The sequence below is a fragment of the Pseudomonas sp. PA-5-4B genome, from assembly GCF_021606215.1.
In the GTDB taxonomy this organism is placed as follows: domain Bacteria; phylum Pseudomonadota; class Gammaproteobacteria; order Pseudomonadales; family Pseudomonadaceae; genus Aquipseudomonas; species Aquipseudomonas edaphica.
In genome coordinates this window covers 1-12,544 of sequence record NZ_WKDB01000050.1, presented here as the reverse complement: position 1 = coordinate 12,544, position 12,544 = coordinate 1, and the positions used below count along the sequence as shown (strand labels likewise).

The window sequence follows — 12,544 nt, the reverse complement described above, 5'->3', positions numbered from 1 at the left end:
AATCGGCTATTGATCGGGCATCAGGGCAGGGTGACCGGCTTGCATCAACTGCGCAAAATCCTTTGGGGGCACGGCTTTGCTGAATAGAAAACCCTGGCCTTCTTCGCACCGCTGAGCTTGCAGGAAGTTCAGTTGTTCGATCGTCTCCACGCCTTCGGCAATGATGCTCATGTTCAGACTTTTGCCCATGCCGATGATAGCGCTGATCAGTTGCGCGTCCTGGCTATTTACGCTCATGCCGCGTACGAAAGATTGGTCGATTTTCAGCACGTCGATGGAAAAGCGCCGCAGGTAGCTGAGGCTGGAATAACCGGTGCCGAAGTCATCCAGGGCCAGACGCACGCCCATGGCCTTGATGGTGTTCAAGGTGGCGACGGTGTCATCGACATTCTGCATCAACACGCTTTCGGTGATTTCCAACTCCAATTGGGCAGGCGGCAGGCCGGTCTGTGTGAGTATCTCGGCCAGGTTGTCGGTAAAGTCCCGCTGGCGAAAGTCGATGGCCGAGACGTTCACCGAGATGCACAACGGGCTCAAGCCCATGGCGCGCCAGGCTTGCCCTTGCTCGCAGGCCCGGCGCAGTACCCACTGGGTCAAGGGCACTATCAGCCCACTGTCTTCGGCCACCGGAATGAACTCAGACGGACTGACCCATCCGGCGCGCGGCGCAAACCAACGTATCAAGGCTTCGGCACCGACGATTTTGCCGGTTTTCAATTCCAGTTTCGGTTGGTAGTGCAGCACGAACTCGTCACGCTCCAGGGCCTGGCGGATCGCGCTTTCCAGGCCTTGCTGGTGTTGCGCGCGCAGGTTCATGGTCTCGGTATAAAAGCTGAAATCACCCGGGCCACGCTCCTTGCTGGTGTGCATGGCGGTTTCGGCATGTTTGATCAGTTCCACCGCCGTGCTGCTGTCATTGGGGTAAATACTGATGCCCAGGCTGGCGGTGACGCTCAGGTCGTGCCCGGCGACGTGGCGGGTTGTGCGCACGGCCGTGAGCAACTTTTGCGCAATATGCTGGGTTTGTTGCGGGTGCTGGATATCGTTGAGCAGAATCACAAACTCGTCGGCCCCGTAGCGAAACACTGAATCCGAGTCTCGCACCGTCGCCACCAGGCTCTGGCTGACCTGCTGGAGCACCTCGTCGCCCGCCGGATACCCCAAGGCATTGTTGATGCGCTTGAAGCGGTCGAGCCCGATAAATATCACCGCCAGTTGTGTGTCATGCCGTCGGCCCAAGGCGATGGCCTGGGTCAGGCGGTCACCCAGCAACGTGCTGTTGGGCAACTGCGTGAGCGCGTCGTATTGCAACAGGTGCGACACTTTGAGCAGTTCCTGCACGCGTTCTTCAATGGTGCGCTCCAGGCCCAGTACCTTGAGGGCGACGTCTTGGGCGAGCTGCCATTTCCAGGTCAGGGCGCTGGCCATCTGGCGGATTTCCAGGTGGTCAAAGGGTTTTTTCAGGATCAGTAGCTGGTCGTTGTACTTCAATCGCGCTTCGATGGCCTCAAAGGAGTAATCGGAGTAGGCGGTGCACAGGGCAACCTGCAGGTTGGGGTCGACGTTCCACAACTGTTCGATGGTGTGCAGGCCATCCCAGCCGGGCGGCATGCGCATGTCGATAAACACCATGGCGTAGGGCGCACCGTCCGCCAGGGCTTTGTTCACCAGGGCAAGGGCCTCCTGGCCCTGATAGGCCGAATCCAGCAAAAACGCCTGGCGCACCGGCGCCGCGGTGCCGAACAGGGCTTCTTCCAGGCTGTCCAGTGAGGGGGCATCGTTGGGATTGGCGCACAGAATCTTGCGGAAATCTTCGTGGATAGAGGCGGTGTCATCCACGATCAGAATGCGTCGGTTGGCCCGCCCTGAATCCGGCTTCATGGCGCACTCTGCATTGGCAACAGGGTTGATGGCATAACACTTCCTTCCTTGGTTTGACATCCGGGAGGAGTACGTACCGGTTGAGACAGCATAGTTGAGTTCCCTTGAAATCGACGGCAAGTTGGCGTCAAATCAGCTGCGTGGCTGCGTGCATCAAGCGCAGAAACGCGGCGGGATACCAGGGTTCAATTTAGCTCTATTACGTTTATTTTTAAGGCGCAGTAACCATGGATGAACAGCTTGCGACCCCACCCACGATTCTGCTGGTTGATGATGAAGAATCGATCCTCAACAGCCTGCGCCGCCTGTTGCGCGGCCAACCCTTCAATGTCGTACTCGCCGGCAGCGGCGCCCAGGCCCTGGAGATCATGGCGGCCCAGCCCATCGACCTGGTGATGAGCGACGCGCGCATGCCCGGCATGGACGGCGCGCAGTTGCTGGCTGAAGTCCACCGGCTGTACCCGGCCACCAGCCGCATCCTGTTGACCGGCTATGCTGACCTTGCGACGATCATCAAGGCGATCAACGAAGGGCAGATTCACCGTTACATCAGCAAACCCTGGAATGACGAAGAACTGCCGCTGGTGTTGCGCCAGGCCCTGGAGCATCAGCGCCTGGAGCGCCTGGCCCATGAGCAGAATGATCAGCTCAAGGTGTTGAACGCCAACCTGGAAAAGCGCGTGGCAGCCCGTACCAGCGAGCTGCAACAGACCGCCGACATGCTCGATCTGGCCTACGACGAGCTCAAGCGCAGCTACGTGACCGGTACCGAAGTGTTTTCGCTGTTGGCCAACCTGCGCTTGCCCAAGGACAAACAGACCAACCGCGCCTTGATCGAACTGATCCGGGTCTACTGCGCGGCCCAGTCCATCGACGAAGCCAGCACCCGCGACCTGACCATGGCCGCTGCGCTGTACAACATTGGCAAGCTGAGCTGGAGCGACAGCATGATGGTTGCGCCGTCGGACAAGCTGCACAGCACCGACCGTGGCCTGTATCGCGAGTACCCGACCCAGAGCGAATCGCTGCTGATGACCCTGGAACCGATGAAGGATGCGGCGCGGATCATTCGCCACCACCAGGAGCGTTGGGACGGTACAGGGTTTCCCGATCACCTCAAGGGCGATGCGATCCCGCCCGGCTCGCGCCTGCTTAAACTGGCAGTGGACTTCATCGAACTGCAAAAAGGCTTGATCCTTGAACGGCATCTGAACAGCGACGAAGCGTTGCTGTATATCCGCAAGTACGCCGGTCGTCTTTACGATCCGGAGCTGGTGGAAGACTTCGTGCAGGCCTGCGCGGCCTTCCTCAGCGATGTGACCTTGGGCGACCCCAGCGTCAAGGTCCTCTCCACCCGAGAGCTGGAAGCCGGCATGGTGCTGGCCCGCAACCTCAATGCCGATAACGGCATGCTGTTGCTTAACGCCGGCAAGGTGTTGAATCTGCCGCTGGTGGACAAGCTGATTGCGTTCGAGGCGATGGAAGGCGCGAAATACAGCGTATTTATCAAACAACCTGAAGAGACACCGATTCTTTCATGAGCATTTCCACTATTCGAATTGCCGCCGCCCTGCTGATCGGCAGCGACGGTCAAACCCTGCTGGTACGCAAACGTGGCACCCAGGCGTTCATGCAGCCCGGCGGCAAGATCGACGCCGATGAGCAACCCGGCGAGGCGCTGGCCCGTGAGCTGTACGAAGAACTGAACCTGTGTATCAAACCGAGTGATGCCGTGTACTTGGGCCACTTCTCGGCGCCTGCCGCCAACGAACCGGGTTTTACGGTGCACGCCGAGTTGTTCCAGGTGCACATTGATGTGCCGGTGACGCCCGCTGCCGAGATTGAAGAAGTGCGCTGGATCGACCCGGCCGGTGACGGCGGCTTGCACCTGGCGCCTTTAACGCGGGATTTGATCCTGCCGTTTTACCGAAAGTCGCTCACCGCATGCTGATTCGCCCACTGGGTGCCCACGACGCCGAGGCATATCGAGCGCTGATGCTTGAGGCCTACGGCGCCTATCCCCAAGCGTTTACCTCCAGCGTCGCCGAGCGCGCGCGGATGCCAATGAGTTGGTGGGAAAAGCGCCTGGACAATCCGTTGGACCGGGTACTCGGCGCGTTCGCGGCTGACACCTTGGCCGGGATTGTCGGCCTGGCCTTTGAACCCCGGGAAAAGGCGCGGCACAAAGTCACGCTGTTCGGCATGTTCGTGACCGAGGCTTATCAGCGCAAGGGCCTGGGCCGTGAGTTGCTGGAGGCGGCGCTCGATGCCGCGCGACGCCAGCCCGGCGTCAAACTGATCCAACTGACCGTCACCGCCGGCAACGACGCAGCCTTCGCGCTGTACCAGCGCTGCGGTTTTATTCAATACGGCCTGGAGCCGTTGGCGGTGCGGGTGGGGATCGAGTATTTCGACAAGGTCCACATGTGGCGTGAACTCAAAGGCGACTGAAATTCCATAGGGGAACCATAGTTCTGTGTGGGAGCTGGCTTGTCGAATCGTCGCACCGCTGCGATAGCATCAACTCTGTGTACCTGACACACCGAGGTGTCTGCATCGCAGCGGTGCGACGATTCGACAAGCCAGCTCCCACATTAGAGTCCTCATTGTGTTCACCTTTGTGCGTGATTAACGCACGGCGCTGACTCCATCCAAGGTCGAAAACGACGTGTCTTTCGCCGTCAGCAAGAAGTCGCGCATATACGGCGCATCCAGCATGTCCGCACGGATCCCCGCATACAACGTCGCGAACAAGCCTTTTTCGCCCAAACGCTTGGCCTTCACATACCCACGCGCGCTGTATTCATGCAGCGCCCAATGGGGCATGCCGCACACGCCACGGCCGCTGGCGACCAATTGCATCATCATCACCGTCAGCTCCGAGGTGCGCACCTGGGCCGGCTCCACGTCGGCCGGTTCCAGGAAACGCGTGAAAATATCCAGGCGGTCGCGCTCAACCGGGTAGGTGATCAGGGTTTCGCTGAGCAAGTCTTGCGGCACGATGTACGACTTGTTCGCCAGCGCATGCTGGTTGGCCACGGCCAACATGGCTTCGTAGGTAAACAAGGGCACATAGGTGATGCCCGGCAGTTCCAGCGGGTCGGAGGTCACCACCAGGTCCAGGTCGCCACGGGCCAGGGCCGGCAGCGGCGCGAAGGCAAAGCCTGAGGCCAGGTCCAGTTCGACTTCCGGCCAGGCATCGCGGAACTGGTCGATGGTCGGCATCAGCCACTGGAAGCAGCTGTGGCATTCGATCGCCATGTGCAAGCGCCCGGCGGTGCCACCGGCCAAACGCGCAATGTCACGCTCGGCGCCGCGCAACAAGGGCAGGGTGGCATCGGCCAGTTGCAGCAGGCGCAAGCCGGCGCTGGTGAAGCGCAACGGTTTGGTTTTGCGCACGAACAGCGGCATGCCCAGGCGCTCTTCCAGTTCTTTGAACTGGTGGGACAGCGCCGATTGCGTCAGGTGCAGGCGTTCGGCGGCTTCGACCAGGCTGTCGGCTTCGCGCAATGCGTGCAGGGTCTTGAGGTGGCGGATTTCGAGCACGGGCGCTCCATGAAGATAATTTGTGATGATTAGATATATCGTGAGTTTGTCTCATGTTGCCAGTCATGTCGACCATGACCGTTGGGCGCACTTCATCAAACTGTCACGCAACTGTGGCAGCGCGCTTGTACAAACTTCATCAGACTCGCGCTCTACTGGGGTTCTGCGTTTCGGTGTTTTTCATGCGCGTGTTGTTTTTATTGGCCGCTCTAGTGTTCGGCCTGCCGTCTTTTGCGGCTTCTCGATGTGATGTCAATGTCCCGACCCAAACGGTCGACCTGGAAAAAGTCAGCATCGCCTATCAGAGCATCGGCCGAGCGTCGGACCCGGCGTTGCTGTTGGTCATGGGCCTGGGCGGGCAGTTGATCCACTGGCCGGATGAAGTGGTGGTGGCCTTGTGTGAACAGGGTTTTCGAGTGATCCGCTACGACAACCGTGACGTTGGTTTGTCCACCTGGCGCCAGGCTCCCGCCAGCGCCAACCTGACGTTCGAAGTGCTGCGCTACAAGCTCGGTTTACCGGTGGCGGCGCCGTACACGCTGACCGACATGGCCGACGATGCATTGGGCTTGATGGACGCGCTGCAGATTCAGCAATTCCACGTGCTGGGCGCGAGTATGGGCGGCATGATCGCCCAGCACCTGGCAGCCATGGCGCCACAGCGGGTCGAAAGCCTGACGCTGGTGATGACCAGTTCCGGCGCCGAAGGCTTGCCGGCGCCCAATGCGGCGTTGGTGCAGTTGCTGTCGCGGCGCAGCGCGCCAAACCGTGAAGTGGCGCTGGAGCAACAAGCCGATTTACTCGCAGCCCTGGGCAGCCCCAACGTGAAAGATGATCGCCAGGCGCTGCTGCACCAGGCCGCGCTGTCCTACGACCGCGCCTTCAACCCGGACGGCGTGAAGCGTCAGATCATGGCGATTTTGGCTGAGCCGAGCCGCGTGCCTTTGCTTAACCAATTGCGCGTGCCGACCCTGGTGGTGCACGGCACCGCCGACCCGTTGTTGCCGGTGATGCACGGCGTACACCTGGCCGCGCATATCCAGGGCAGCCAGCTGAAGCTCATACCGGGCATGGCCCACCGCTTCCAGGAAGCCTTCAAGGCACCGCTGCTGACGGCTGTGTTGCCGTATCTGAAAGCCCATCGCGAAGATGCCGCGCATTGGGCGCAGATTGATCTGGGCGAGCCTTCGAAGGTGCTGTGAAGTTGGTGTATGGTGCAACCTTTATGGCGCACATTAATGCCAGCGAGGTTGCCTACCATGAGTACTCCCCTGAAAATCGATTTCGTCAGCGACGTGTCTTGCCCCTGGTGCATCATCGGCCTGCGCGGCCTGACCGAAGCCCTCGACCAACTGGGTAGCGAGGTGCAGGCCGAGATTCATTTCCAGCCGTTTGAGCTGAACCCGAAGATGCCGGCCGAAGGGCAGAACATCGTCGAGCACATCACCGAAAAGTACGGCTCCACCGCCGAGCAATCCCAGGCCAACCGTGAGCGTATCCGCGACATGGGCGCGGCGCTGGGCTTTGCCTTTCGCACGGACGGGCACAGCCGTATCTACAACACCTTCGATGCGCACCGGTTGCTGCATTGGGCGGGGCTTGAAGGGTTGCAGTACAACCTCAAGGAAGCGCTGTTCAAGGCGTATTTCAGTGATGGGCAAGACCCGTCCGACCACGCGACGCTGGCGATCATCGTCGAAAGTGTTGGGTTGGATATCAAGCGCGCGGCTGAAATTCTGGCGTCTGACGAGTACGCTGCTGAAGTCCGTGAGCAGGAAGAGTTGTGGATTACACGCGGTGTGACTTCAGTACCCACCATCGTGTTCAACGACCAGTACGCGGTCAGCGGTGGGCAGCCGGCTGAAGCCTTTGTCGGGGCTATTCGTCAGATCATCCAGGAAGCCAAGGCCTGATGATCGTTCCCTTGCTCTGCGTGGGAACGCCGCCCCGGACGCTCCGCGTCCTGCCCTTGAAGTTATGACGCAGAGCGTCACAGGATGCGTCAGTCGAACTTGTAGCTGATCGCCGTCTGGACCTGGCCCTGGTTTACCTTGCCGGTCTCTTTGACGATGGTGCTGTTCGCCGCCGACCCCACCAGGCGAGTCCAACTGGCGCTGGTCAACAGTGACCAGTGGCTGTCCAGTGGGAATTCGAAGCTCTCGGTCAGCGTCAGGTTCTGAAAGCCTGCGCTGGCGTTATAGGTGCGGATGCCAGACGCAACGGACTCTTTATCATCAACGCCAAAAAACGCCTGGGTCTGGCGCGCATCAGCAAAATGCGCCATCAAGCCAGTGCTGCCGATAATACCGCCGCCCAGCGGGTAGCCCAACTCGCCGCCCAGTTTGCCGAGCACGCCACTTTGGTCACGCGAGCCGCCGACGGCTTGGCCAACCTGGGCGTATACGCGCCAGAACTCGGCCGGTGAGTATTGGACGAACCCCCCGACTTCGGCCATGTCCGGCACATCCCGCAACCCACGCAGTGAACCGTTGGCCGTGCGGCCCGGCAGGTAATTGATATACGGGCCGGCGGTGAAACCGTTGGTATTGAGTGCGCTCCAGGTCAGGCCGTCGTCGGTGCCCAGGCTCACATTGCCCCAATCCAGATCGAAATAAGGAATCGGCCGGGTTTCGTAGCGGCTGCCTGTCGGGTCATGAGGCTCATAGCTGACGCCCGCGCCGACTTCGCCGGTAATACCTTCGGCCAATACCGAGCTGGAAAAGCTCCACAGCCCCAGCAAACCGGCGAATACAGCAGAAGTAACCTTGAACATGGAGCGTTTCCTTATCTGAACCTTCGCGCATTCACGCGCGAAGAGCCTCCCTGAGGCAAGCACTCATCTTGTTTGTAGCAAGCTACAAAAATTGTAGCTCCTGCGACACAAATCACCCTGTTTATCGACCAAAACCCCAGCCCCGCTGGGCTTTGGCCAGTTGGCACAGTCTCTGCAATACCCCTGGCACAAGCGCACAGAGCGCTCCTCTTCCAGGTAAACGCAATGATCCAGTGGCATATCGTGTGCGACTTCGACGGGACCATCACCCCCACCGACGTCATCGACAACGTCCTCCAGCGCTTCGCCGGCCCTGAGTGGGAAACCATCGAACAGGAATGGCTGGATGGGCATATCGGTTCCCGCGAATGCCTGAGCCGTCAACTGGCGCTGATCAAGGCCACCCCGGCTGAACTGCTGGCGTATTTCGACAGCGTTGAAATCGACCCGGACTTCCCGGACTTTGTCGATCACGTCATGGGCCTGGGCGCGACCATCGAAGTGGTCAGCGACGGCATCGAGCAAGGCATCGCGCGCATTCTGTCGCGCAACTACGTGACCTTGCTGCCGATCCTCGCCAACCGCCTGCGCCAGGTCGACCAGAACAGCTGGCGCATCGACTTCCCGTATTCCAGCGATGCCTGCCGCGCCGCCTCCGGCAACTGCAAGTGCAAATCCACGCCGCGCAACAAGCGCGTGCTGGTGATCGGCGACGGCAAGTCCGACATGTGCGTGGCTTCAACCGCCGACTTCGTCTTCGCCAAAGGCAGCCTCGCCAAGTACTGCGAAGCCAACAACATTCCCCATGCGCGCTTCGACACCTTTGCCGAATTGCCCGCACTGCTGACCGCTTTGCCACAAGGCATCGCCGCTAACTCCGGCACCTTTGCCGCCGACCTCTCTGTTGAAAATCAGGAACTCTTCCACCATGTCTGATATTCGTATCGCTACCGCCGAAGACCAGATTCTTCTGGATAAAGAAGCCAAATACTGCTCCTACGGCGACACCGTTCACTACATCGAGCCGCCGCGTATTTTCAGCCGTTGCGAAGGCTCCTACGTGTGGGACACCGAAGACCAGGCCTACCTCGACCTGCAAATGTGGTACTCGGCCGTTAACTTCGGCTACGCCAACCCGCGCTTGAATAACGCGCTGAAACAGCAGATCGACACCCTGCCGCAAATCGCCAGCCAGTACCTGCACAAAGGCAAGATCGAGCTGTCGGAAATGATCGCGGTCGATGCCAAGAACAAATTCGGCCTCGACGGTCGCGTGCACTTCAACGTCGGCGGTTCGCAGTCGATCGAAGACTCGCTGAAAGTGGTGCGTAACGCCTCCAACGGCAAGAGCCTGATGTTCGCCTTCGAAGGCGGCTACCACGGTCGTACCCTCGGCGCTTCGTCGATCACCTCGAGCTTCCGCTACCGTCGCCGCTACGGCCATTTTGGCGAGCGCGCCAACTTCATCCCGTTTCCGTACCACTTCCGCGGCCCTAAGGGCATGACCAAAGAAGAATACGGCAGCCACTGCGTGCAGCAATTCGCGCGGCTGTTCGAGACCGAATACAACGGCGTCTGGGACCCGAAAACCAACCAGTGCGAATACGCAGCGTTCTACGTCGAGCCGATCCAGGGCACCGGCGGCTACGTGATCCCGCCGATGAACTTCTACCGCGAATTGAAGCAAGTGCTGGATCAGCACGGCATCCTGATGGTGTCCGACGAAATCCAGATGGGCTTCTACCGTACCGGCAAACTGTGGTCGATCGAACACTTCGACGTACAGCCGGACGTGATCGTCTTCGGTAAGGCGCTGACCAACGGCCTCAACCCGCTGGGCGGCATCTGGGCGCGTGAAGAACTGATCAACCCGAAGGTCTTCCCGCCAGGTTCGACCCACTCCACCTTCGCCTCCAACCCACTGGGTACGGCGGTAGGCCTGGAAATGTTCAAGATGACCAGCGAAGTCGACTACGGCGCAATGGTCATGGCCAAGGGCAAATACTTCCTGGAAGGCCTGCAAGACCTGCAGAAACGTTTCCCGATCATCGGCGACGTCGATGGCCTGGGCCTGGCCCTGCGCTGCGAAATCTGCGGCCCGGATGGCTTCACGCCGGATAAGGCGACCCTGGACTACATGGTCGAAGAAGGCATGAAGGGCGACATGATCGTCGATGGCCAGAAACTCGGCCTGATCCTCGACGTGGGCGGCTACTACAAAAACGTGATCACCCTGGCACCGTCCCTGGAAATCAGCTACCCGGAAATCGACCTGGGCCTGAAACTCCTCGAGCAACTGCTGGTGCGGGCGACCAAGCGGTGAACAACATCGGGATCGACCTCGGTGAAGGTGATGCCGGCTTCGTTCTCGGTGAAGGTCCGGTCGGGATCCTGTTGATCCACGGCCTGACCGGCACCCCGACGGAATTGCGCCAGGTCGCCAAAGGCCTGGCCAAGGCGGGTAACTGCACGGTGTATGTGCCCACACTCGCTGGGCACTGCGGCGATAACAGCGACCTGCAGGCCACCGGCTGGCTGGACTGGTACGAAGGCGTGCGCAAGACCTTTGCGCAGGTCAAGCAGCGCCATGAGCAGGTGTTTGTCGGTGGCTTGTCCATGGGCGCGGTGATGTCGATGTACGTGGCCGCCGAGCACCCTGGGCAAGTGGCCGGGCTGCTGATGTATTCGACCACCTTGAAGTACGACGGCTGGAGCATTAACAAGCTGGCGTTTTTGACGCCGTTGCTGATGAAGATCCCGTTCGGCGTGCACATCTGTCGCTTCGAAGAGAAGCCGCCTTACGGCATCAAGAACGAGCGCCTGCGGGCGATCGTCGAGCGTCAGATGAAGGAAGGCGAAAGCAGTGAGGCCGGTTTACTGACCATGGAAGGCATCACGGTGCGCGAGTTGCACCGCATGAACGCGGTGGTCAAAAAGCGCATGCCCGAGGTCAAGGTGCCGGCGCTGGTGCTGCACTCCATCGAGGACGACATCACCAGCCGCTGGAACGCCGATTATGTCGAGCGCCACCTGGGCGGCCCGGTGACCAAGATCCTGCTGGATAACTGCTACCACATGATCACCGTCGACCTGCAATACCGCCGAGTGATCGAGTTGAGCGCAGAGTTTGTCGAGCAACACGCCGCCCCGGCTGTGCAGGCGCCCGTGGATTATCGACAGCGGGCCTCAGCCTAAGGACTAGACGTGATCACCGCCCAAGCCTTCTCGACTATCCGGGCCATCCCGCGTTGCGCCTGGAATGACTGCTTTCCCGCAGCCCTGGAGGATTGGGATTTTTACGTTGCCGTGGAAAACGCCGCGATCGATGATTTCAAGTGGCGTTACCTGGCCGTCTACGACGATGAAACGCTGGTGGCCGTTGCCGCCGCGTTCATCACTTATTATCGCCTCGACACCACGGTGTCGGGCGCCGGCAAGCGCTTTACCGAGCGCCTGGAGCGACTGTGGCCGGGTGTTTTGCGCTTGCAGTTGTATGCCATTGGCTCGCCGGTGGCCGAGCGTTGCGATGCGGGCATCGCCAGTCACGTGCCCCAGGGGCAGCGCCGACTGTTGATCAAGCATTTGCTGGAGGCGGCACGCGAGGATGCCACTACCTTCGGGATTGGCCTGGTGGCGGTCAAAGACGTGCCGACCAGTGACCTGGACTGGGCAGAAAATTGCCGCCAGGCAGGCTTTCAGAGTATGCCAAGCTTACCCAGGGGGTGGTTGACGGTGCCTTACGGCTCGGTGGACGCCTACCTGGGCTCGCTGTGCAAGGCGACCCGCAAAGACTTGCGCCGCAAGTTGCGCGCGCCAGGCCCACGGGTCGAGTGGCGGCACACTATTGATGATGTGTTGCCCGAGGTGATGCGCCTGTACGAAGACACGCTCAGCCGCGCCGATTTGCAGTTCGAACGCCTGCCGGCGCGTTATTTCACCGGCATTCTTGAACAGCTGCAAGGGCGTGCGGTCTGTGCTCTTTACTGGGTGGATGAGCGTCTGGTGGCGTTCAACCTGGTGCTGTTGGACCAGCATCGGCTGATCGACAAGTTTTTCGGGCATGACCGTGAGTTCAGCCGTGCGTACAGTTTGTACTTTCGCTACTGGTTGACCAATGTCGACTACTGTATTGCACACAAGATCCCGGTGTACGAGTGCGGTCAGGAGGGCTATGCCAGTAAGCTGCGCCTGGGGTGCGAGTTCCAGGGCAACAGCATGTTCTTCCGTCACCGTAACCGGCTGGTCAACGGCCTGCTCAAACTCGTGAAAATGTACATAAGACCGGACCGTTCCGACCCTGCCATGGCTACTGCGATAAGCGAAACCTGATGATCACCAAGACCC

At 60.1% G+C, this 12,544-nt stretch carries 12 protein-coding genes; 9 read left to right on the top strand and 3 right to left on the bottom strand.

Going from position 1 to position 12,544, the window contains the following annotated elements; translation table 11 throughout:
* Nucleotides 1-6: 6 nt before the first annotated feature.
* The gene (locus GIW28_RS21880) at nt 7-1,881 is read right to left on the bottom strand and encodes a putative bifunctional diguanylate cyclase/phosphodiesterase (RefSeq protein WP_017135905.1); all 1,875 of its coding nucleotides are present in this window, start codon (nt 1,879-1,881) and stop codon (nt 7-9) included.
* 227 nt (nt 1,882-2,108) lie between these two features.
* Between GIW28_RS21880 and GIW28_RS21875 the strand changes: the two genes are divergently transcribed.
* Genes GIW28_RS21875 through GIW28_RS21865 form a run of 3 tightly spaced genes read left to right on the top strand, consistent with a single transcriptional unit; the run spans nt 2,109 to nt 4,332 of the window.
* Nucleotides 2,109-3,422 (top strand): HD domain-containing phosphohydrolase, encoded by a 1,314-nt coding sequence (locus GIW28_RS21875; RefSeq protein ID WP_017135906.1) that lies wholly within the window; start codon nt 2,109-2,111, stop codon nt 3,420-3,422.
* A complete protein-coding gene (locus GIW28_RS21870; protein WP_236447471.1) occupies nt 3,419-3,832 on the top strand; it encodes an NUDIX hydrolase in 414 nt (137 codons plus the stop codon). Before GIW28_RS21875 ends, GIW28_RS21870 begins: the two co-directional genes overlap by 4 nt.
* Entirely contained in the window at nt 3,826-4,332 is a 507-nt protein-coding gene (locus GIW28_RS21865) for a GNAT family N-acetyltransferase (protein WP_099548509.1), read from the top strand. Before GIW28_RS21870 ends, GIW28_RS21865 begins: the two co-directional genes overlap by 7 nt.
* Before the next feature lie 177 nt (nt 4,333-4,509).
* On the opposite strand, the gene metR is transcribed toward GIW28_RS21865, so the two are convergent.
* Nucleotides 4,510-5,427, bottom strand: coding sequence for a transcriptional regulator MetR (gene metR / locus GIW28_RS21860; RefSeq protein ID WP_017137016.1), 918 nt, complete (start codon nt 5,425-5,427; stop codon nt 4,510-4,512).
* Nucleotides 5,428-5,609: 182 nt separating this feature from the next.
* Between metR and GIW28_RS21855 the strand changes: the two genes are divergently transcribed.
* Nucleotides 5,610-6,629 carry an alpha/beta fold hydrolase gene (locus GIW28_RS21855; protein ID WP_099548510.1) on the top strand — a complete coding sequence of 340 codons (1,020 nt, stop codon included), beginning with the start codon at nt 5,610-5,612 and terminating at the stop codon, nt 6,627-6,629.
* 57 nt (nt 6,630-6,686) lie between these two features.
* Complete coding sequence (locus GIW28_RS21850; protein ID WP_236447472.1) at nt 6,687-7,340, top strand: DsbA family oxidoreductase; 654 nt, start codon at nt 6,687-6,689, stop codon at nt 7,338-7,340.
* An 89-nt stretch (nt 7,341-7,429) separates the two neighbouring features.
* On the opposite strand, the gene GIW28_RS21845 is transcribed toward GIW28_RS21850, so the two are convergent.
* Nucleotides 7,430-8,200 carry a MipA/OmpV family protein gene (locus GIW28_RS21845; RefSeq protein WP_026013708.1) on the bottom strand — a complete coding sequence of 257 codons (771 nt, stop codon included), beginning with the start codon at nt 8,198-8,200 and terminating at the stop codon, nt 7,430-7,432.
* Between the two features lie 225 nt (nt 8,201-8,425).
* On the opposite strand from GIW28_RS21845, the gene GIW28_RS21840 reads away from it, so the two are divergent.
* From GIW28_RS21840 to GIW28_RS21825, 4 genes are read left to right on the top strand one after another with little or no spacing between them, the layout of a single operon-like run.
* Entirely contained in the window at nt 8,426-9,136 is a 711-nt protein-coding gene (locus GIW28_RS21840; RefSeq protein ID WP_017137020.1) for an MtnX-like HAD-IB family phosphatase, read from the top strand.
* Nucleotides 9,129-10,523, top strand: coding sequence for an aspartate aminotransferase family protein (locus GIW28_RS21835; protein ID WP_017137021.1), 1,395 nt, complete (start codon nt 9,129-9,131; stop codon nt 10,521-10,523). Before GIW28_RS21840 ends, GIW28_RS21835 begins: the two co-directional genes overlap by 8 nt.
* A complete protein-coding gene (locus GIW28_RS21830) occupies nt 10,520-11,395 on the top strand; it encodes an alpha/beta hydrolase (RefSeq protein ID WP_236447473.1) in 876 nt (291 codons plus the stop codon). The genes GIW28_RS21835 and GIW28_RS21830 overlap by 4 nt, the downstream gene beginning before the upstream one ends.
* Nucleotides 11,396-11,404: 9 nt before the next feature.
* Complete coding sequence (locus tag GIW28_RS21825) at nt 11,405-12,529, top strand: GNAT family N-acetyltransferase (RefSeq protein WP_236459036.1); 1,125 nt, start codon at nt 11,405-11,407, stop codon at nt 12,527-12,529.
* Nucleotides 12,530-12,544 lie beyond the last annotated feature (15 nt).